Raw genomic sequence first — 21,723 nt, forward strand, 5'->3', positions numbered from 1 at the left:
TCCATGAGGCCGGTGGACCTGGCGCGCGAGCATGGCCTGTCCACCCAGGCGATCAGAAACTACGAGGACGACGGCATCCTGCCCTCCGCCGAACGCACCGTCCACGGTTATCGCACCTATACGCCGCTGCACGCGCAAGCCCTGCGCGCGTTCCTCGCCCTCGTGCCCGGGCACGGTCACCAGACGGCCACGTCGATCATGCAGGCGGTCAACCGGGGTGCCGTCGAGGACGCGCTGCGGCTCATCGACGAGAGCCACGGCCAGCTCCTCGACGACCGCCGCGTCCTCCAGGCCGTCGAAGCCGCGCTCCGCGATCTGGCGCCCGTGCCGCAGGAGCGCGGCGACACGTTCATCGGCCCCCTGGCAAGGAGGCTCGGCATCCGCCCCGCCACCCTGCGCAAATGGGAGAACGCCGGGCTGGTCCGGCCGCGCCGCGATCCGCAGACGGGCTACCGGATCTACAGCGCGGCCGACGTACGGGACGTCCGGCTGGCCCACCAGCTCAGACGGGGCGGCTACCTGCTGGAGCGGATCGCCCCGCTGATCGCTCAGGTCCGCTCCGCCGGAGGCGTCGCCCCGCTGGAGTCGACCCTGCGCGACTGGCAGGCCCGCCTGTCCGCCCGGGGCCGCGCCATGCTCAAGGGCGCCGCCGACCTGGACGCGTACCTCTGCGCCCGCGAGTCAGGTGACGGTCATGCCCACCAGGTCGCGCGGGTGACGGTGTCGAATCCGAGGGAGTCGTAGAGCGGCTTGCCGGCTGTCGCCGAGGTCAGGGTGATGGGACCCCTCAGGTTCTCCAGGACCGCGTGCATGAGTGCCCGTCCGATCCCCCGCGACCGGTGCTCGGGCAGGGTGGTCACCCAGTAGACCCCGCTGACCTCAGCGTCGGTGACCGTTATGCAGGCCCCGGCGTGTGCTCCGTCTCGCGTGGCGAGGAACAGGTCGACCCCCTGGCGTTCCAGCAGGCTTCTGGGGACCGCCTCACCCGGGCGGTAGGGCTGGAAGTTCGGCAGGGGAAATCCGTTGACCACGATCCGTTCCACGGTCTCCAGTTGGTCGCCACTTTCCACCCGGTCGACCTGCACGGTGGACGGCGTGGTGGACGGCGCGGAGGCCGGAGCGGGGTGACGGATCATGACGGGGAGCCGCCGGGGGGTCAGGCCCAGATCACTCATGTCGACCGAGCTGAACGGGTCCTCGACGACCACCTGGCCGGCCGGCCGGCGCCGGGCCAGTTCCGTCAGCTCGGCAAGATCGTCCGCGTCCGGCTCCGGGGAGAGCAGCAGGATCCGCAGGCCGTTGCGCTCGTTTCCGTCCACGCTGACAAAACCGGGGCGACGGAACAGTCCGTGTCCGCGGGTCTCCGCGAGAGCGGTCCACAAAGCGGCGGCATTCCGGGTAGCCAGGTGAAGCGAGGTCATGCGCATGGCGGGGACGGCGTGGGCTGGTTCGGCGGTCATGAAAACAACTCTATTGAGGCGGCTGGTGTGTCTTGGCGGCGTCCCGGCCATCGTCGGTCTTACCCGTGGCACCATGCCCAGGGTGACGCTGCCACCTTGCCTGTCCCGAAAGGGCAACGCTGCCATCTTGCCTGTCCCGAAAGGGCAACGCTGCCATCTTGCCTGTCCCGAAAGCGTTTTCGTGCCGAGCAACACGGGGATGCCGAACCTGCCGACCAGGTCACCGGTGAGCAGGCCGACGGTACGGGTCTGCCCGGACCGCAGGCCCTGAGCCAGTGCGTTCGGCGGGAAACCAAGCCGGGCGGCGGCGTCCGGAACCGGTTGCCCGGTCGCCTTACGGACATCGACGCGGCTGTCGAGCTGCGCTGAGGCGGTGGCGACGGAGGCGCCCGCCAAGGTGGCCACGTCGGTTATGGTCGCCCGCCTGGTCATCACCAACGAAAACATTTTCGCCTGACATTTGCTGGTCAGACGTCACTAAACCCACCCAATCCGTTGACAGCTCCCTAGGTTTCTTCTACGTTACGAAAACCTTTTAGTTAATTTCGGTCGTTGGGTTGGGGGTATCGGAGCAGGCCATGAAGCCACAGGTACGGGTCAGTGCCGCATTGGTCATTTTGATGCCGTCAACGGCGGTGTGCGGAGGTTCGGTTGGCGAGCGACAACAGCGGCGGCCCGCCGAGGCCGGAGCCGTCACGGTCACCATGTGGACTCGCGCGGCCACCCGGGGGCTGCCCGTCATGACCGATCCCGCGTTCTCCGGGGGAACGCGGTGCGGTTGGTGCGCGGTAGTGCACGACTGTCCCTGATCCCGTTCACGTCGCCGGACGACGCGTCCACGCCGTCCGGCGACGCATGGCCCTGTGGAGCGTGCCACCTCCAGTGGCACAGGCATCCACGATGCCACCGGCCGAGATTCACCCCTCACGACGGCGTCCGTGTCCCAACCAGGCCGCGACGCCGGCAAGAAACCGACCAATCCCGGTAGCAGGAGGAAGTCTAATGAATGTCAGACGCATAGGCCGAGCGCCCACCTGGGTCGCTCTGGCCGCGCTCACCGTGGCGGGCCTGGTCAGCCTGCCGCCCACCGCGCACGCCGCCGGTCCGGTTCTCCCCGGCAACGAGGGCGACGTGGGTGTCTACACCAACGGTCAGAGCCACGTCATGGACATCGGGGACCCGGTATACGGCAACGTCGGCGACGTCGCCAACCAGCTCAAGCCCGGCGTACCGTTCACCGCGTCGAGCATGCAACAGTCGATTTTCGAAAAAGACCTGGCCGCCGGCGGCACGGACTACTACCTCGACCGCGTGCTCGGTGTCCGCGGAGCGATCGGGTCGGCCGTGCTGATGACCCGGGGCCGCTCGCTGTACATGCGCGGCGCGAGCAACAACAACTTCACCGTCATGGGCTTCGCCGGCAGCACCTTCGTCGGAGGTCCCAACAACCTCGGCAACCTGTACACGGTCACCGTGCCCGGGCAGACCGTGACCGAGGTGAACGCGAACCGGTTCAACGCGCCCAGCCACGCCAAGAGCCAGTACACGATCGGCACCACCGGAGTCACCGCCGATCTGACGAAGTTCATCACCTACGAAAACGCCGCGGTCACCGCCATCAGCTTCACCAACCCCGGCGGGTCTGCGGCGACCTTCACGGTCCGGGCGGCCTCGCCGCTGGCCACCCAGGCGGGAGCCACCGCGGCCGAGCTGACCGGCACCCGGGTCATCACCAGCGGTTCCAACAACGGACTCGTCGACACCCCGTGGGACACCGTCAAGATCGGCCTCACCGGAACCGGCTTCACCCGCAGCGGCGCCAACCTGGACCGTGAGATCACCGTTCCCGCCGGTGGCACGGTCTCGCTCTCCGTGGTCGGCGCGGTCTCCTCGGCCTCGCTGCCGCAGACGGTGAAGGATTACCACGACTACGCCGAGCTGACCCCCGCCGAGGCGGTGCGCACCGGCATCACGGCGTTCAACCGCCGCTGGGCGCAGGACGTGCCCTACATCAACGTCCCCGACCCCGCGCTGGAGAAGGCCATCGTCTACCGCTGGTGGGGGGAGCGTTACAACTCCCTCGACGCCAACGCGACCGGCTACGTCTACCAGTACCCCACGACGATCGAGGGGGTGAACCTCTATCAGAACGCCGTGGCGCTGACCCAGCCGATGCACCTGCAGGACACCAAGTGGCTGCGCACGCCGTACCTGCCGTACGGCCAGATCCTCAACATCGGCGAGCTGTCCGGCTCCTCGGCCTTCCTGGACAGCCCGGGGCACACGAGCTGGAACAACCACTACTCGCAGTACATCGGCACGGCCGGCCTTGAGGCCTACAACGTGCACGGTGGCGGCAAGGAGATCGCCGAGAAGTTCGCCCACTTCTTCGAGGGCGACGGCAAGGGCCAGCTCGAGCACTACGACGGCAACAACGACAAGCTCATCGCGTACGACACCAACTACATGCCCGGCAACGACGCGGACGCCATCTCCTTCGGGTTCCCGAAGACCGGCGCCGGCGCCCCCGGCGCGCGGACGATCGAGCGTCCGGAGTCGGCGTATGTGTGGGGCGCCTTCGACGCCGCCCGGCAGCTCTACCAGATCGCCGGCGAGGACCAGGCCAAGGTCGACCAGATGGCGACCAGCGCCAACGGCATCCGTGACGCGATCCTGAACAAGCTGTGGAGCCCGGACATGCGGATGTTCCTGGCCGCCACGTCGCACGGCGCCACCAGCGGGGCCACCTCCAATGGTCGCGCCAACCCGCTGCCCGCGGAGGCCCGCGGGTCGATCCCCGCCAAGGAGTCGAACCTCTACGACGTCTACTCCGAGAACCTCATCCCGTACGACCAGGCGCAGAAGTACGTCGACGGCTACCGCTTCCTGACCTACGGCGACAACTTCCCGATCTTCCCCTTCTACACCGCCAACCAGTACGACCGGACGGCCTACGGGATCGGCGGCTCCAACAACTTCTCCAACATCAACTTCACCGTGCAGTATCGCGCCGTGCGGGCGGCGCTGCGGCACTACGACCCGGACGGGAAGTACATCACCCCGGCCTACGCCAAGCGGCTGCTTGACTGGATGGCCTGGAGCATCTACCCGAACGGCGACATGCGGGCCCCGAACCAGTCGGAGTACTACTCCAACTGGAACCCGGCCACCAAGACCTACAACCGCAACAACCCGAACCACGTGATGCTCGGGAACATGAACTACATCTATGTCGAGGACATGGCCGGCATCCAGCCGCGGTCCGACGACAAGATCGAGCTCTGGCCGATCAAGTTCGGCTACGAGCACTTCATGGTCAACAACCTGCGGTACCACGGCGAGGACCTCACCATCGTCTGGGACCCGGACGGCACCAAGTACGGCCTGGGCGCGGGATACAGCCTGTTCCTGAACGGCGAGCGCAAGGTCAGCACCAACCAGCTCGGCAAGGTCACCTACGACCCGAAGACCAACCAGGTCCAGGCCGAGGACGGCCTCACCGTCACCTTCCAGGCCACCGACGGGGACGACTTCCCGGCCGCGGTGAACACCCCCATCGACGACGACCGCGTCGTCTCGTACCTCAAGACGGCCGGCATCGACTTGACCGAGGACTCGGTGAACCTGGCGAAGGGCGCCACCCTCGCCTCGTCGTACACCCAGCAGGGCACCCGGCCGACCCCGTGGCGGCAGTTCCACACGCCCGGCTACAGCACCACCTCGATGAACTACACGCCCGGCGCCGTCAAGGAGACCGAGCAGCCCGTGTCGCTGGCGGCCGTGACCGACGGCGTCACCGCCAACGAGCCCTACTGGGGTAACTACGGCACGACCGACAAGAACGGCTATGTCGAGCTGAACCTGGGCTCGGCCAAGTCCTTCGACAACATCAAGGTGCTCTTCGTCAGCGACCGCCAGGCCGGTGGTTACCACGAACCCGCCCGCTGGTGGGTCCAGGTGCCCGACGGCAACGGCGGCTGGAAGGAGGTGCCGGGCCAGTTCAAGAACCCGGCCGTCCCGACGGCGAAGTTCAACGAGGCGCTGTTCGACAGCGTGTCCGCGGGCAAGGTGCGCATCGTCTTCACCAACAGCCCGACCTACTACACCGCGATCTCCGAGATCCAGGTGTTCGACTCGGGCCGCGACGTGCCGGACGTCACCAACCAGGCGCCGGCCGTCACCGCCACGCGCGACGGCTCGGCGGACGGCAACCTGTCCACCCGGCTGGTCGGCACGGCCTCCGACGACGGCGTGCCGTACGACGACGAGCTGACCTTCGGCTGGGAGACCGTCTCGGCGCCGCAGGGCGCGGGCGTCATCTTCACCGACCCCAAGGCGCTGTCCACCCGGGTGACCGGCACCGTCGCCGGTGACTACGTCTTCCGGTTCTCCGCCGACGACGGAGAGAAGCGGTCGTCGGCGACCGTGCCGGTGACCCTCGCCAAGAAGGACGTCGTCGCGGAGTTCGGCTCCACGGCGTCGATCACCACCAGTGGCACCGCGTCCTGGGAGAACCACTCTCGCGTCAACGAGGCCACGACGCCGAGCAACTCCAACCCCGGCGCCGGAACCGGCTGGGGCAACTGGGGCCAGCCGCGCAACGGCACCAGCCCCGCCAACGAGGCGTGGATCCAGTACCAGTGGACCTCACCGGTGCGGCTCTCCTCGACCGACATCTACTGGTATGACGACAACGGCGGCACCCGCCGCCCGACGGCCACGACCTACGCCGTCGAGACCTCGACGGACGGCACCACCTGGACGCCGGTGACGCTCGCCGGAGGTTCCTCGTACGAGAACGGTCTGGCCACCAACGCCTACAACCGCTTCACCTTCGAACCGGTGACCACGAGCCGGATCCGTATCCGGATCTGGGGCCTCATGTCCGGCGGCGCCGGCACCGGCGTGCTGCGCTGGCGCGCCAACGGCGAGACCGTCGACTCGGTGCGCTCGCCGGTGCTCATCCGGACCGGCGTGGGCCTGGTGCCCACCCCGCCGGCGACGCTGGACGCGGTCTACACCAGCGGCGCCCGAGGCACCGTGGCGTTCACGTGGCAGCCGATCACCCCGGACATGGTCGCGGAAGCCAACGTCGACCCGTTCGTGATCTACGGCACCAACGACGCCTACGGTCTGATCGCCGAGGCCCGCGTCTACGTGCGCCCGGAGATGTCGGATGACGGCATCTCGATCCAGGGCGCCGAATCCTTCGAGCAGCACGTCAAGGTCGGCGAGCTGCCCTACCTGCCCACCAAGGTGGAGGTCTCCTACAACGACGGATCCAGGGACAACCAGGCCATCGGCGTGAACTGGCGGTTCGACCCCGACATCGTCGACACCGACGGCACCTACACGGTCATCGGCGACCTGGTCCTGCCTCCGTACGTCAGCGAGGCCGGCACCATCCGGACCACGCTGACGCTCACGGTGGGTGAAGGCGGCCCGGTCTGGAAGACGGACGCGCAGGCGCGCAGCCAGTGCACCGGCACAAACGCCTACGTCGCCCTCAACGTCCGCAACAACGACGACGTGCCGCTCACGATCGAGCTGATCACGCCGTACGGATCGCGGACCGTGGCCGGCGTGGCGCCCGGGAAGCTCGCCTACCAGGCGTTCAACTCCCGCGCCAGGTCGATCCCGGCCGGAACGGCGACCGTGAAGGTCACCGGAACCGTCGACGGCGTGCCGGTCACCGCGGTGGAACAGGTGCCGTACGGCGCGATCGACTGCGGCTAGCACTCCCCCGGTGGCGGCGTCCCTGACAGCGCCGCCACCACCCCCCGCTGAGACTCTCTCAGACAGTGAGGAAGCCGGACCTTGAAGATCGTCGTGAGGCGCAGCGCCGCCTCATCACCCCCCCACTCCCGGCCGAAGCGCCGCTTCCGCGGGGCCGCCGCGGCGGTGGTCGCCCAGCTCGCGGCCCTGTGCCTGATCGGGGTCCCCGTTCCGGCCCACGCCGCCGACTCCACCACCTTCACCAACACCCGTAACCCGATCCTCGGCGACGGCAGCTACTACTCGGCGGACCCCGCGCCGGTCGTCGTCCCGGCCGGGGCTCCGGGCAACACCAGCGGTCACGACGAGCTCTACATCTACACCGGCCACGACCAGGCCGGCCCCTCCACCAACGACTTCGTCATGAACGAGTGGGGCGCGTTCACGACCACCGACGTCGAGGCCGGCGAGTGGACCCACCACCCGTCACTGATGCGCCCGGAGACGGTCTTCTCCTGGGCGACGCCGGGCCGCGCGTACGCGGGCCAGATGATCCAGGGCGTGGACGGGCGCTACTACTGGTACGTCCCGGTCAGCGAGCGCGACAGCACCGCGCCCGACAAGTTCGCCATCGGCCTGGCTGTCGCGACGTCGCCGACCGGCCCGTGGACCGACTACGTGGGCGGGCCGCTGATCTCCCAGCGGGTGCCCTCGGCCAACACCATCCAGAACATCGACCCGACGATCCTGATCGACGGCGAGGCCCCCAACCAGCGGGTCTACCTCTGGTGGGGCTCCTTCGGCAACCTGCGGACGCTCGAACTCCAGCAGGACATGAAGACGCCTGTCGGCACCCAGCGCACCGTCACCGGCCTGACCGGCTTCTTCGAGGCGCCCTGGGCCTTCGAGCGGAACGGCACGTACTACATGGCGTACGCCGGCAACAACGCCGGTCCGACCTCGCAGTGCACCCCGGCGAACTACCACGCCTGCATCGCGTACGCGACGGCCTCCTCACCCGCGGGTCCGTGGACCTACCGGGGCACCGTGCTCCGGCCGGTCTCCTCGACCACCAGCCACCCGGGGATCCTGGAGTTCAACGGCAAGTGGTACATCGCGTACCACACGGCAGACGCGGTCGGCGGCGGGCACTTCCGCCGTTCGGTCGCGATCGACCGGGTGGAGTGGGACGACACGCAGACCCCGCCGCGGATGAAGCCCGTCACGCCGACGCCGGTCAAGGGACGCGACCTCACGCCCCGTCCGAACATCGCGCAGGAGGCGAAGGTCACCGTCTCCAACGAGCCCGTGCCCACCCAGTACTGGGTGAAGGCGCTCAACGACGAACTCGTCCGGTCCAACCCGCTGCCGCCGGACATGTGGGGCACCTGGACCGGCAACAACCCGCCGCAGCAGTGGGTGCAGTACACGTGGGACCAGCCGATGCGGATCTCCGGTTCGCAGATCGACTTCTGGAACGACAACCCACAGGGCAGCGGCGTGGGCGTCGCGGCCCCCGCCCGCTGGAAGATCCAGTACTGGAACCTCGCCACCGGCCAGTGGGCCGACGTGCCCAACCCGAGCGGCTACCCGACCGCCACGCAGGGCTTCCAGACCACCGGCTTCGACCCGGTCACCACCACGCAGGTACGCGCGACCTTCGACGCCTCCACCAACGGCGGCACCTACTCGGCGGTCGCGGTCGAGGAGTGGAAGATCCTGGCCACGCAGCCGGAGACCGTCGATCCACCGGCCATCACCGTCGAAGTGGGCGAAACGGAGCTGCCCGGCACCGTCGGCGTCGCCTTCGGCGGCGAGACGCTGCGGATCCCGGTCTTCTGGGACCCGCTGACCTCCGAGCAGGTCGCCCAGCCCGGCACGGTCACCATCCGGGGAACCATGCTCGGCTACACCGCCGGCCGCGTCTCCGCGCAGGTCACGGTCCTGTCGCCGGACGACACCGAAGGCGACGAGACCGCGCCGACGCTGACCCTCACCCCCAGCGGCAGCGCGGGCAACGCCGGCTGGTACCGCTCGGCGGTACGGGTGCGCGTCAACGGCGTCGACGACCGCGGCGGCCGGATGACCATTGAGACGAAGGTGGACGACGGACAGCCGGTCGTCACCACCGACACCCGGCAGGCCGACGCCAACGTCTCCGGGGACGGCGAGCACACCGTCACCGCGAAGGCGACCGACCGCGCGGGCAACGACTCGGCACCCGCGAACCTCACCGTACGCATCGACGCCACGGCACCGGTCAGCACCGGCACCCCGAACACCGCCACCCGGTCGGTCAGGGTCGTCGCGACCGACGCCACCTCCGGCGTCGCCGGCATCGAGTACGCCATCGGCACCGGCCCGTGGACCCCCACCGCCGACGGCGTCATCACGGCGCCCGACGCCAACCGGCACACCGTGTCCTACCGGGCGATCGACAGGGCGGGAAACCTGGAGACCGCCAAGACGGCCGTCATCCCGGCGGACCTGTCCGCGCCGCTCAACGGCAACATCGCCCCCATCGCGACCCCGACCGCCTCCTCCACGGCGGGCTGGAACAGCGTCACCGCCCTCAACGACAACGCCGACCCGGCCAACCCGAGCCAGGCACAGATCTGGGGCACCTGGTCCGGCACCCGCCCGCAGACCCAGTGGGTCCAGTACGACTGGTCACGTCCCGTACGGATCATCGGCACCGAGCTGAAGTTCTGGCGGGACGCAGGTCAGGGCACCGGCGACGGCGTCGCCCAGCCCGACGGCTGGGTGCTCCAGTACTGGGATGACGCCACCTCGGCCTGGCGTGACGTGCCCGGCGCGTCCACGTACGGCACGAGCACGACCGCGTTCAACAACGTCACCTTCGACCCGATCACCACGTCCCGGGTGCGGGCCACGGTCCGGGCCAACGGCAACGGCACCACCTACTCCGCGGTGGCGATCACGGAGTGGCGGGTCTTCGCCCAGGAACCGGCTCCCGAGGAGCCCACCGAGATCCCCGTCACGATCACGGTCACGCCGCGGTGCCTGGCAGGCAAGGCATTCCTGGCCGTGCAGGCGCGCAACGACCATGACGCGGCGGCGGGCATCACCCTGGAGAGCGCGTACGGCAGGCGATCGGTCCCGAACGTCGCGCCGGGCGCGAGCGCCTACCAGTCGTTCGCCACCCGTACGGCCTCGATCGCGGCGGGTACGGTCACCGTCCGCGCCGCCGACGAGGAGACGACCTCGGTCCACACCGCGGAGTACCACGCCCTCACCTGCACCTGACATACCCCTCTTGATCACCAAAGATCACGCACCATGGAGAATTACATGACAATTCAGCGCAAATGGCTGCTGGCGGCGGCTGCCGCCCTGACCGCGTCCGTGGCATTCCAGGCACCCGCCACGGCCGATCCCGGCGACGGCACCGATGTGAAGGTGACGGTCGAAATCGAGCAGATCAAGGAGCCGGGCGTGCTCGCCATGTCGATCGCCGCCGACTCCGTCGCGTTGAGCGAGGACGGCTCGACCCTGGAGAACCGCCAGTTCCTCGGCACCCTGCCGACGGTGACGGTCACCGACACCCGCACGATGGAGGAGGTGCCCAGCGGCGCCGCCTGGGCCGTCCTCGGCAACGCGAGCAACTTCACCGGCGACTCCGGTCAGGCGCCCATCAGCGCCGGCCACCTCGGCTGGAAGCCGCGCCTGATCGACGGCGGCGAGACCGGTCTGGTCGCCGAGGGCGAGGAGGTCGTGACCGTCCTCGACGAGCCGACCCAGCCCGGCAACAACGTCGGCCTGGTCGACCAGGAGCTCCTGGCCTCGACCTTCGAGTCCGGCGCGGTCGCCGGCGGCGCGTACGCCGTCAACGCCGACCTGTTCCTCCGCACCCCCGCGGACGTCGCCGCGGGTTCGTACGCGTCGACGCTGACCCTGTCTCTGTTCGAATAACCGACGTTCGAGTAACCGACGGGTGGGGGCCGCGGCGGCGCGGCCCCCACCGCCCCCCTTTCGCCGGAGGACCCCGCCGTGATCCGAACCCTGTCACAGACGCTGCCGCGGCTCCTCGCCGTACTCACCGCGGCGCTCCTCACCGTGCCCCTCTCGCCCAACGGTGCGCTGGCCGAACCGACGCTCACCTGGTCGGTCCAGCCGGCCGACCAGCGGGGACCGGACGGCCGCCGGTGGGTCGAGCTCACCGTCGACCCCGGCCAGAGCGTGACCGAGCACCTGGCCGTGCGGAATTTCAGCGACGCCTCCGCCGTCTTCGCCCTGAAGGCCGCCGACGGCTACCTCACCGACAAGGGCCGCTTCAACATGCTCCAGTCCGACCGCGCCTCGGTGGACGGCGGCACGTGGATCAAGGTCCAGAACGAGGTCACCGTCGGGGCCAACGAGACGAAGGTGGTGCCGTTCACGATCACCGTGCCGCGTGACGCCTCACCGGGGGACCATCCGGCCGGCATCGCCGCGACGGTCACCAGCGCCAGTGACACGGTCTCCGTGGAGAGCCGGGTGGGGTTCCGGGTCATGATGCGCGCCACCGGCACGATCACGGCGGCGATGGCGGTCGACGACCTCACGGCCACGTACGAGCAGTCGTGGAATCCCTTCTCGTCCGGTGTCATCCGAGTCGAGTACACGGCGACGAACAAGGGGAACGTCGCGGTGAGCGGAACCGGCGAGGTGACGACCGGCGACCTGTCCGGTCTGACCGAACGGGACGCCAAGACCGACGTCGAGGAGATCTTCCCCGGCGACAGCCGTACGGTGCGGACCCGCATCGCGGGAGTCTGGGCCCTGGGCCCGCTCTCCACGAGCGTCATCATGTCCCCGTCCGTCCAGGGTGGCGCCCCCGCCGGCGCCGTGGTCGAGAACGCCGCCACCGACGTGACGGTCTGGACCGTGCCCTGGCCCCAACTGGCCCTGGTCGCGCTTCTCGTGATCCTCTTCTTCTCCTACCGGGCCATCACCCGGCGCCGCCGGCGGCGTTTGGCGGACCTGCTCGCCCGCGCCCGCGACGAAGGCCGCGCGGAGGCCCAGGAACCCTCACGGAACGCCCAGGTTTAGGACCGTTTCAGCGTCACAGTCCGTTGTCGCGGGTCAGGCGGGGACTCCGCCCCTCGGGCCGAAGTACTTCGCCGCGATCTGGGTGTGCAGCGAAAACGCCAGCTCGCGCGGCCCGTCGATCAGCAGCCACTCCGTCGTTTCGGCCGTGGGCGCGACCGGCGGAAGGGCGGCCGAGCTGGTCCGCGGCCCCAGGGCGAAGATCAACACGGTGCCGTCGGGGGCGCTGAGCACGTCGAAGAGCCGCACCTCGTCCGCGTCGACGACAACCCCCGTCTCCTCGCGGAGCTCCCGGGCGGCCGCCTGCTGCCAGGACTCCCCCATGTCGATGAAGCCGCCGGGCAGGGCGAGCCCGCCGCGGTGCGGTTCGACGTCACGACGGACCACCAGCAGGCCGTCGTCCACCGGCAGCACCATCACCGCGACCGGCAGCGGATTGAGGTAGCCGGTGTTCCCGCAGCCGGAGCAGGTGCGCGGCCAGGACTGGCCGGGGATGAAGGCCTGACCGCAGAAGGAGCAGTGCGAGTTTCTGATCGTCACGATCGTGAGACTAACCGGGGGTGCAAACACCATCTACCTGGCTGGGGACTTTCCCCTGCTCCACCGGCTCACCCGAGCACCGACCCAACGACTTTTCAGACACCGGCTCTGCCGACGTTCCCGTCGATCAGGCAACGATCCTGCCCTCGCGCAGCGCGGTGTGCGACCCGGTGAAGTCGCTGCGGAAGCGGCGATCGTGGGAGACCACCACCAGGGCACCCGCGTAGGCGGCCAGCGCCTCCTCCAACTCCTCGACAAGGGTGAGCGAGAGGTGGTTGGTCGGCTCGTCCAGGATCAGCAGGTCAACAGGGCGGGTCACCAGTCTTGCCAGTTCCAGATGGCGTTGTTGCCCGATGGAGAGCGCGGCCACGGGCTTGACGAAGTCCTCGCGCTGGAACAGGCCTAGCGCGAGCAGGACGGTCGCGTGCTCTTCCGGTAGCCCTGGCAGACCTTCGGCGAAAGCGGCCAGCACGGTGCGCTTCGACTGCCTGACAGGTATTTCCTGGCGCAGATAGCCGATCCTCCGGGGGAGGCGTACGGTGCCGGCGTCCTGGACGAGGTCACCGGCGAGCAACCGCAGAAGCGTCGTCTTCCCCGCCCCGTTGGGGCCGGTGAGCAGTACCCGCTCACCGGGGACGACCGTGAACTCGTCGACGGTGAGCCGGTTTCCGACGCTGACGCCGTTCAGCTCGGCCAGCGGAGTGACGCCGATCTCGCCGTCGGCGCCGCCTGGGTCACCGCTGTCGAAGCGGGCGGCGAAGCGCAGTGGGTCGGGCGGGCGCGGAACCACGTCTTCGCGTAGGCGGTGCAGTCGCTCTCGGGCCTTGCGGACCTGGCCTGACAGTCCGGCCTCGTGGGAGCGGCGATGGCCGGCCGTACGGGGGCGGCTGCTGGACCTGACGCTGGACGCCAGCCGTACGGCTCCCGCATCGGCGAGGCCGGTCTGGCGATCGATTTCGGCCAGCCACTCCTGGTAGTCCTGCTCCCAGCGACGCCTGGCCGCAGCCTTCGCAGCCAGATAGCCGTCCCAGCCGTCACCGTATCGAGCGACGGTTCGGCGATCACGATCGACCTCCAGGATCGTCGTGGCGACCCGCTCAAGGAACGTCCGATCGTGGGTGACCGTCACGACCGTGCCGCGGTGGGCCCGGAGCCGGGTCTCCAGCCACGTCACCGCTGCCTCATCCAGGTCATTGGTCGGCTCATCAAGCAGGAGCAACTCGGGCGCGGCGGTCAGCACGCAGGCCAGTGCCAGACGAGACCGCTCGCCACCTGACAGGGCGCCGAGTCGCCGGTCCCTGGTGAGGTGAGCGAGGCCCAAGCCATGCATGGCCGCGTCGATCCGCGCGTCGACCTCGTAGCCGCCGCACGCCTCGTAAGCCGTGAGCAGGTCACCGTAGGCTTCCAGCTCCTCCGCGGACGCCTCAGCCAGCGAGGCCTCGGTCTCGCGTATGCGGTGTTCCAGTTCCCGCAGGTCAGCGAGTGCCACATCGATGGCGTCCTGCACGGTCTGCGTGGCAGCCAAGTCCAGCGTCTGGCTGAGATAACCGATGCCACCGGAGGTGACGACAACGATCTCGCCGTCGTCCGGCCTCTCCTCACCCGCGATGAGGCGGAGCAGAGTGGACTTGCCCGAACCGTTCTCGCCGATGACGCCGACCCGCTCGCCCGAGGCGACGGTGAAAGAAACGTTCTCCAGTACGGTATGGCCCGCGTAGGCCTTGGTGACGTGGGTGACGGTGAGCTGTGACGGATGGGTCAAGGGTTCGACCTCCAGGGTTCTCGACGATGGGCATGGGCGGCCGCCGAGAAACGTGGGAAAACAGCATCCGGCGGCGGAAGGGCGCGGCGTGTCAGAACGTCATCGCGCGAGGGTGGTAAGACCACGGCCAGATCAAGAACACATGTGACGCATCGTATCCGGCGCCGTTCCCCAGCTACAAGGCATTAACCGACTCGCCGGTCAGCGCGTGGGAGACGTCGGTGGCGTCGTCGCCCGCGTCCGGTGTCACCGGCGGCGGGGACCCTTCTGTGTAGATATCTCCATCATTTCTCAAAAATGCGGTGGGAAGCTATATGGCCGGTTCGGTCGGTCCGGTGGTTTGCTGCTGAGCATGGAGTCGACAACGGGTGAGAAACGAGTGACCGTGCCCGCTCGCGAGGGGCGCGCGGTCAGGGTGGCCGCCGGGCAGTGGGTGCGTGTGGTCGACCTCGAAGGCGGGCAGGTGGGCGACGTGTTCGCCTTTGGCGCCGGCGACGTGACCGAGCATCTCAGTGCCTCGCATACGCGCAGTCATACGAGTCGCCTGTTCCCGGCGGTGGGCGAGCAGTTCGTCACCAATAGCCGTCGCCCGATCCTGACGCTGGTCTCCGACACTTCTCCGGGCTGGCACGACATGCTGATCGCCGCCTGCGATCCGGCGCGTTACGCCGCGCTCGGCGTGCGGGAGGCTCACGCCTCGTGTGCGGAGAACCTGCGCCGGTCCCTGGCCACGCTGGGCCTGGCCGTCGCCGTCACCCCGCAGCCGGTCAACGTGTTCATGCGGATCCCGGTGCGGGAGTCGGGAGAGCTGCGCTGGCTGCCCGCCGCCGGCCGACCGGGTGACGCGATCACCTTCGAGGCCGCCATGGACTGCGTGGTGGTGGTCTCCGCATGCCCCCAGGACCTGGTCGAGATCAACGGGAACAGCCCGACGTCGCTGGCGGTCGACGTGCTATCCGGCCGTCATGAAATTCAAGGAGTAAGAACAGCATGAGCATTTCCACCTTCGGTGTACGGCACCCCTCGCTGAAGCCGGGACGGATCGGGGATCTGGAACTGGCCAACCGGCTCGCGGTCTCGCCGATGACCCGGGTCTCGGCCACCCCGGACGGCACCCCGACCCAGGAGATGGCCGGCTACTACGCCGAGCTCGCACGCGGCGGGTTCGGGCTGGTGATCACCGAGGGCACCTACACCGACACCCTGTACAGCCAGGGATACCTCAACCAGCCGGGAATCGTGTCGGAGGCGCATGTGGCGGCCTGGCGGGAGACCGTCGACCGGGTGCACGCCGCGGGGGCGCCCATCGTGCTGCAGCTCATGCACGCGGGCGCGCTGTCTCAGGGCAGCCACTACCGGAAGGACACCGCGGGCCCGTCCGCCGTGCCACCGCTCGGGGAGAAGATGCCCGAGTACGGCGGCCACGGACGATGGGCGACGCCTCGGGAGATGAACCCGGCCGATATCGAGAAGGCGGTGCGCGGCTTCGTGATCTCGGCGGTGAACGCGCGCGAGGCCGGGTTCGACGGGATCGAGGTGCACGGGGCCAACGGCTACCTGCTGGACCAGTTCCTCACCGACTACACCAACCGGCGCGACGACTCCTACGGCGGTCCGATCGCCAACCGGGTCCGCCTGGCCGCGGAGGTCGTGGCGGCCATCCGCGCGGAGGTGGGATCGTCCTTCTGCGTCGGGATCCGGTTGTCCCAGACCAAGGTCAACGACTTCGGCCACCGCTGGCCGGGGGGCGCTCACGACGCGGAGGTCGTCTTCACGGCGCTGGCCGACGCGGGCGCGACCTATCTGCACATCGCCAGCGAGGGCCGGGACTGGATCGAGACCGCGAGGTTGGCGGGCGGTGCCACGATCACCGGCCTGGCCCGCCGGGTGAGCGGTCTTCCGGTGATCGCCAACGGCGGCATGCACGAGCCGGCGCAGGCGGCCCAGGTGCTGGCCGACGGGCACGCGGATGTCCTGTCGGTCGGCCGGTGGGCGCTGGCCAACCCCGACCTTCCCCGCCGTCTGGCCGAGGGGGCGGCGCTGGAGGACTTCGACCACATGATGGTGCAGCCCATGGCGACGCTGGACAATACGCGCCGGTGGCGGGCGGCAGGCGCTCGGGCCGGGGTCTGAGCCGGCGAGCATGATGGTGGACATGATGGAGATCGCCCTGCGCCCGCATCGGGCGCCGGTGGTGGATCCCCTGGTCTATCCCGCATAGATCTCGGCGAGGGTCCGCTCACGGGTTTTCCCGCCAGGCCCGGAGCGGGCCCTCCCGCCTGCCCAGGCCTGGAGCGGGCCCTCCGGAGCCGCGAGACGCCGGTGCCCCGGGGGTCAGCTCATGGCATCGGCCTCAAGAGCGAGGAACAGGTCCACCCGGTCCTCGGTACGGCTCACGTCCCTGCCGGTCAGTTCGGTGATCTTGGACAGCCGGTTCCGCAGCGTGTTGACGTGAACGTGCAGGGAGGCGGCGGTGGCGGCCCAGTGCCCGTCGTGGTCCAGGAAGGCACGCAACGTCACCTCCAGCTCCCCGCCGCGCCTGACGTCGTGCTCGCGCATCGGCACGAGCACGACGTCGGCGAAGCCGCGCAGCGCCCCCGCGTCCTGCAGCCCGAGAAGCAGCCGGTGTGTGCCCAGCTCGGCGAAGGTCCGCGCCACGGGTCCGCCGCGGCTGCGGCGTAGCACCCGGCACGTCTCCCGGGATCGCGTCAGGGGTTCTCGCAGACCGGCGGAGTCGTCGGCGACGCCGCCGAGACCCACCACGGGGCGACGGCCGGTGAATCGCCGCGCCACGGCCCCGGCCAGCCGCTCCGCCAGCGACACCAGCCCGTCTTCCGGATATCGCCAGGACAGCACCGCCACCACGTCCTGGGTGCCGCCCGCCACGACGACCGGAACCCCCTCGGTCACGAAGAACTCCCCGACCACCTCGGCAAGGCCGGGCAGCGTGGCCGCCTCGCCCTCGGCGAAGGCGATCGCGCACACGGCCAGGGGGCCCCCGGCGTCCACGCCGAACGCCTGCAGCCTGCCCGGAACCTCGGCCGCCCGCCGTCCGCCGGAGAGCACCATCTCCAGCAGTTCGCTGGCGAAACGCAGCTCGATCGCCTGCACCGCCTGTTGCTTGGCCACCTCAAGGCTGAGGAAGCGAGCCGCCTGCTCCAGTGCGTCCTGCTCGATCCGGTCGAGAGCGCTGACCGGGCGAAGGCAGATCAGCGCGGCGTCGACATCGCCGACCGCTCCCACCAGGAACAGGGTCGCGCGATCGGTGGGCCCCAGCTCCAACTCCAGCGCCGGTGGCCGGCGGGCCAATCCTCTGGCCACCGCCTGAAGCTGCTCGTCATCGAGCCGGGCTCCGGCCTCGGCGAGCAGCCGGCCCATCCGGTCGACCACCGCGAGCGGCAAATCGTGATCGCGTCGAAGGACCTGAAGCACGCCGGAGGCGCCGGCACCGCGCGAGATCGCCCTGGCCAGCGCGTCGCCCCTGCGCACCATGCCGACCAGCACGCTCTGGCGCTCCTCGGCGTACATGGCGGCGACCGTCTCGGAGACGGCGGTGAACGGCACCCTCGGGGAGATCTCCAGCAGCGGCAGGTCCGCCTCCCGGCAGGCGTCGACCAGCTCCCGCGGCGTCGTCGGGGTGGCCGCGAGCAGGCCGAACATGACCCCCGCGGCTCCCGCCCGCTTCATGCTCGCCACGAACTCCGCCGGCGTCACCTGACCGATCCACAGGCCGTTGGTCAGTACGAGCTCACGCTCGCGCACGTAATTCGAGGGGTCGGGCAACTCGGTGGTGTGGACCCAGGTCACCTCCGCCTCCATCACCCCGGGCGGGCCGGGAACGAGGACCCGCAGCTCCAAGGAGAGGGTCCGCACGAGGGCACCGAGGGTGAACATCCTGTAAACCTATCCAGCATTCCGGTGGATACCTATAGATTCATCCATGCCCTTTCTGGTGACCGCGACTGCTTATGTGGTGCGCATCACCAGGAAAGGAACCCCACGTCAATCAATGATCTCGCCGGAAGCGAGGCCCGAGGCACATCCCGCTTCGACGAGCACGGCATCGAGCCCATCCCTCACCTCGCCGAACTCCGCGACCCCACCGTGAACGGCGTCGTCGTCATTTCGCCTCCCGACCGAGGATGCTGATGCCGAGCATGCGCGCCCCGGTGTCCGTGCGGGGCCGGTGGCTACTGCCCGGGGCGAACACCACGTAGCTGCCCGGCCCGAGCCGGTGACCCCTGTCGATGAACTCGCCGGACACGACGTAGTAGCGCTCTTCCCCGTCGTGCACGTCGACCTCGGGCCATTCGCTGCCCGGCGCGAAGTCGTAGACCCAGCCACGGGCCGCCTCGGTAGTGGGCAGCCGCCGCCGGAAGATGCCGGAGGAGACCTCAACGGGCTCGATCTCATCGATGTGCAGAACCTGCACGTCGTCGTGTTCTTCAGTCATGAGCCCATCGTGGCCGGACACGACCGAGCCGCCCAGCGTCTGAAATGACATCATCCGGTACTTTCCTGCCATGACAGTTCATCGCGTCGTTGCTCTGGTCCTTCCGCTGCAATCCACCTTTGAACTCGCATGCGCCGCCGAGGTCTTCGGCGTACGCCGCCCCGGACTGCCCGTCCGCTACGAGTTCGGGGTCTGCACCGAGCACCCGGGCCGGCTGTCCACCCTGGCCGGATACGACATGGCGGTGACCGCGGACCTGACAGCACTGGACGCCGCGGACACCGTCGTGATCCCCGGCTGGCAACAACCGGATATGCCCGCCTCACCGGCCGTGGTGCGCGCGCTGCGGCTGGCCCACCGACGCGGGGCCCGGATCGTCGCAATCTGCTCCGGCACCTTCCTGCTCGCCCAGGCCGGTCTGCTCGACCATCGCCGAGCCACCACGCACTGGCGGATGACCGCCGAGCTGACGGCACGCTTCCCCGAGATCCAGGTCGAGCCCGACACCCTGTACATCGACCACGGCGACGTCGCCACCAGCGCCGGCACGGCCGCCGGTATCGACCTGTGCCTGCATCTGGTCCGCGTAGACCACGGCGCCGCCTATGCCGCGCAGATCGCCCGGCACATGGTCATGCCGCCACACCGCGAAGGCGGACAGCTTCAGTACGCCGCCCCCCTTCCCGCAGGCCCCCCGCTCGACTCCCTGGCTCCCGTGCTCGACTGGATGACCGAACGACTCCACGAACCCCTTTCGGCAAATGATCTCGCCTCTCGGGCCGGGGTCTCCGCCCGCACCCTCGCCCGCCGGTTCGCCGAACAGCTCGGCGTCAGCCCCGGCCGGTGGCTGCTCGGCAAGCGAATCGCGGCCGCCCAGGTCCTGCTGGAGGAGACCGACCTGCCCATCGACGCGATCGCGGTCAGGGTCGGCCTTTCCTCGGCCACTAACCTCCGCCGGCGTTTCCATCGCGCCCTGCGCACGACACCCGCCGCCTATCGGCGCGCTTTCCGCCGCGAAGAGCCCGCCCTCCCGATCGGATAAGCCGAACACCACGTCCTCAGACGAGGAAAAGCAGCTGATACCGAGGGTTCTCGTGCAGCTTGGGACCGCAACAGCCGAAATAAGGTTCATTTTCCGCAAAGGTCACATCGACTCCGTGTCCGCGGTGACGGTGACTCCCGACAGGCGCACCGGCGGTGCCGTACCCGGAGGTGACGACGGTGGCGCGGCAGGCGTGCGGGGCTTCGGCGAGGCCCCGGTGCGCCGCCGCGCCGCTCATCTCGTGGCGGTGTTTCCGCTGGACGCGCTCACCCGTCACCGGCCGGCCTCGTCGAACGGTGCTTCAGTCGTCTCCGTCGATGGCGCGGAATCGCGATGTGCACCGGCAGGCTCGCACGCGACTACCGGGCCGCGATCCGCCTGCCCGCCACGCTGATCCGGATCGGGACGGACTCGATCGGCGCGGGCTAGGAGATCTTGCGGCGGTAGGTGGTCATGGCGAAGACGTAGGCGACGACGAGGATGCCGACACACCAGGCGAGGGCGATCCAGATGTCGGTGCCGACCGGCTGCTGGGTGTACAGGTTGCGGAGGGCGTTGACGATGGAGGTCACCGGCTGGTTCTCGGCGAAGGCGCGGACCGGGCCGGGCATGGTGTCGGTGGGCACGAAGGCCGAGCTGAGGAACGGCAGGAAGATGAGCGGGTAGGAGAACGCGCTCGCGCCGTCCACGGTCTTCGCGGACAGACCGGCGATGACGGCGAGCCATGTCAACGCCAGGGTGAACAGGATCAGGATGCCGGCGACCGCGAGCCATCCCAGTACTCCGGCCCCGGAGCGGAATCCCATGAGCAGGGCGACGAGCACGACGACCACGAGCGAGATCACATTGGCGACCAGCGAGGTCAGCACGTGCGCCCACAGCACCGACGACCGCGCGATCGGCATCGACTGGAATCGCTCGAAGATGCCGCTCTTCATATCCAGGAAGAGCCGGAACGCGGTGTAGGCGATGCCCGAGGCGATCGTGATCAGCAGAATGCCGGGCAGCAGGTAGTTCACATACGAAACCGACCCGGTGTCGATCGCGCCGCCGAACACGTAGACGAACAGCAAGAGCATGGCGATCGGCGTGATCGCGGTCGTGATGATGGTGTCCACGCTGCGGGTGATGTGGCGCAGCGACCGTCCCAGCAGGACCGCGGTGTCACCGAAGAAATGCTTGGTCATCATTGTTCCTTACTCGTCGTTGCCGATGCTGCGGTCATAACCGGCGTGCTGTTCTTGCCGTCGGCGCCGACGAGGGTGAGGAAGACGTCTTCGAGGGTCGGCTGCTTTTCGATGTATTCGACCTTGGCGGGCGGGAGCAGCTGCTTGAGCTCGGCCAGGGTGCCGTTCACGATGATCCGGCCCTGGTGCAGGATCGCGATCCGGTCGGCGAGGTGTTCGGCCTCGTCCAGATACTGCGTGGTGAGCAGCACCGTCGTACCCTGCCCGGCGAGTTCCTTGACGGTCTGCCACACCTCGATGCGCGCCTGGGGGTCGAGTCCGGTCGTCGGCTCGTCGAGGAAGATGACCGGCGGGTTGCCGATGAGGCTCATCGCGATGTCCAGGCGGCGGCGCATGCCCCCCGAATACGTCGACGCCTTTCGCGCGCCCGCGTCGGTCAGCGAGAAACGCGCAAGCAGGTCGTCGGCGATTTTTCCCGGGTCCTTGAGGTGCCGCAGCCGGGCGACCAGCACGAG

The 21,723-nt window shown here is 69.1% G+C and carries 15 protein-coding genes and 1 pseudogene; 8 read left to right on the forward strand and 8 right to left on the reverse strand.

Features of this window, described 5'->3' with window-relative positions; genetic code table 11:
- Positions 1–3 precede the first annotated feature (3 nt).
- Positions 4–744, forward strand: a complete 741-nt coding sequence (locus CHC08_RS29110; protein WP_089210571.1) for a TioE family transcriptional regulator — start codon at positions 4–6, stop codon at positions 742–744.
- Here the strand turns inward: CHC08_RS29110 and CHC08_RS50850 are convergent.
- The gene (locus CHC08_RS50850) at positions 693–1,460 is read right to left on the reverse strand and encodes a GNAT family N-acetyltransferase (protein WP_245878629.1); all 768 of its coding nucleotides are present in this window, start codon (positions 1,458–1,460) and stop codon (positions 693–695) included. The two genes, CHC08_RS29110 and CHC08_RS50850, sit on opposite strands and share 52 nt — an antisense overlap.
- Before the next feature lie 339 nt (positions 1,461–1,799).
- A pseudogene (locus CHC08_RS51760) lies at positions 1,800–1,907 on the reverse strand (hypothetical protein); the annotation flags it as partial.
- A 555-nt stretch (positions 1,908–2,462) separates the two neighbouring features.
- Between CHC08_RS51760 and CHC08_RS29125 the strand changes: the two are divergent.
- The 4 genes from CHC08_RS29125 to CHC08_RS29140 all read left to right on the forward strand — a co-directional run bounded on the left by CHC08_RS29125 (position 2,463) and on the right by CHC08_RS29140 (position 12,227).
- A complete protein-coding gene (locus CHC08_RS29125) occupies positions 2,463–7,196 on the forward strand; it encodes a discoidin domain-containing protein (RefSeq protein ID WP_218825548.1) in 4,734 nt (1,577 codons plus the stop codon).
- An 81-nt stretch (positions 7,197–7,277) separates the two neighbouring features.
- Positions 7,278–10,442 carry a family 43 glycosylhydrolase gene (locus tag CHC08_RS29130; RefSeq protein WP_218825549.1) on the forward strand — a complete coding sequence of 1,055 codons (3,165 nt, stop codon included), beginning with the start codon at positions 7,278–7,280 and terminating at the stop codon, positions 10,440–10,442.
- 45 nt (positions 10,443–10,487) lie between these two features.
- Positions 10,488–11,108: a hypothetical protein gene (locus tag CHC08_RS29135; RefSeq protein WP_089210572.1), complete on the forward strand. Its 621-nt coding sequence runs from the start codon at positions 10,488–10,490 to the stop codon at positions 11,106–11,108.
- A 78-nt stretch (positions 11,109–11,186) separates the two neighbouring features.
- Positions 11,187–12,227 (forward strand): WxL protein peptidoglycan domain-containing protein, encoded by a 1,041-nt coding sequence (locus CHC08_RS29140; protein ID WP_089210573.1) that lies wholly within the window; start codon positions 11,187–11,189, stop codon positions 12,225–12,227.
- A gap of 33 nt (positions 12,228–12,260) precedes the next feature.
- On the opposite strand, the gene CHC08_RS29145 is transcribed toward CHC08_RS29140, so the two are convergent.
- Complete coding sequence (locus tag CHC08_RS29145; protein ID WP_089210574.1) at positions 12,261–12,764, reverse strand: NUDIX domain-containing protein; 504 nt, start codon at positions 12,762–12,764, stop codon at positions 12,261–12,263.
- 127 nt (positions 12,765–12,891) lie between these two features.
- Positions 12,892–14,526 carry a ribosomal protection-like ABC-F family protein gene (gene abc-f, locus CHC08_RS29150; protein ID WP_089210575.1) on the reverse strand — a complete coding sequence of 545 codons (1,635 nt, stop codon included), beginning with the start codon at positions 14,524–14,526 and terminating at the stop codon, positions 12,892–12,894.
- Positions 14,527–14,878: 352 nt separating this feature from the next.
- Here abc-f and CHC08_RS29155 point away from each other — a divergent pair, with 352 nt between their 5' ends.
- Together CHC08_RS29155 and CHC08_RS29160 are read left to right on the forward strand one after the other, a co-directional pair.
- Positions 14,879–15,520, forward strand: coding sequence for a DUF1989 domain-containing protein (locus tag CHC08_RS29155; protein ID WP_089210588.1), 642 nt, complete (start codon positions 14,879–14,881; stop codon positions 15,518–15,520).
- On the forward strand, positions 15,517–16,659 hold the full coding sequence (locus CHC08_RS29160) for an oxidoreductase (RefSeq protein ID WP_089210576.1): 1,143 nt from the start codon (positions 15,517–15,519) through the stop codon (positions 16,657–16,659). Before CHC08_RS29155 ends, CHC08_RS29160 begins: the two co-directional genes overlap by 4 nt.
- Positions 16,660–16,860: 201 nt before the next feature.
- Here the strand turns inward: CHC08_RS29160 and CHC08_RS29165 are convergent, their stop codons facing one another.
- Together CHC08_RS29165 and CHC08_RS29170 are read right to left on the reverse strand one after the other, a co-directional pair.
- Positions 16,861–18,420: a PucR family transcriptional regulator gene (locus tag CHC08_RS29165; RefSeq protein ID WP_089210577.1), complete on the reverse strand. Its 1,560-nt coding sequence runs from the start codon at positions 18,418–18,420 to the stop codon at positions 16,861–16,863.
- 226 nt (positions 18,421–18,646) lie between these two features.
- Positions 18,647–18,979 carry a cupin domain-containing protein gene (locus tag CHC08_RS29170; protein ID WP_089210589.1) on the reverse strand — a complete coding sequence of 111 codons (333 nt, stop codon included), beginning with the start codon at positions 18,977–18,979 and terminating at the stop codon, positions 18,647–18,649.
- A 70-nt stretch (positions 18,980–19,049) separates the two neighbouring features.
- Between CHC08_RS29170 and CHC08_RS29175 the strand changes: the two genes are divergently transcribed.
- A complete protein-coding gene (locus CHC08_RS29175) occupies positions 19,050–20,021 on the forward strand; it encodes a helix-turn-helix domain-containing protein (RefSeq protein WP_089210578.1) in 972 nt (323 codons plus the stop codon).
- A 425-nt stretch (positions 20,022–20,446) separates the two neighbouring features.
- Here the strand turns inward: CHC08_RS29175 and CHC08_RS29180 are convergent, their stop codons facing one another.
- A complete protein-coding gene (locus CHC08_RS29180; protein ID WP_089210579.1) occupies positions 20,447–21,208 on the reverse strand; it encodes an ABC transporter permease in 762 nt (253 codons plus the stop codon).
- Positions 21,208–21,723 (reverse strand): ABC transporter ATP-binding protein (locus CHC08_RS29185; protein WP_143653383.1); only part of this gene is annotated, 516 nt, incomplete at its 5' end. The genes CHC08_RS29180 and CHC08_RS29185, both read right to left, overlap by 1 nt.

It is taken from the genome of Streptosporangium subroseum (genome assembly GCF_900188345.1).
Lineage (GTDB): Bacteria > Actinomycetota > Actinomycetes > Streptosporangiales > Streptosporangiaceae > Streptosporangium > Streptosporangium subroseum.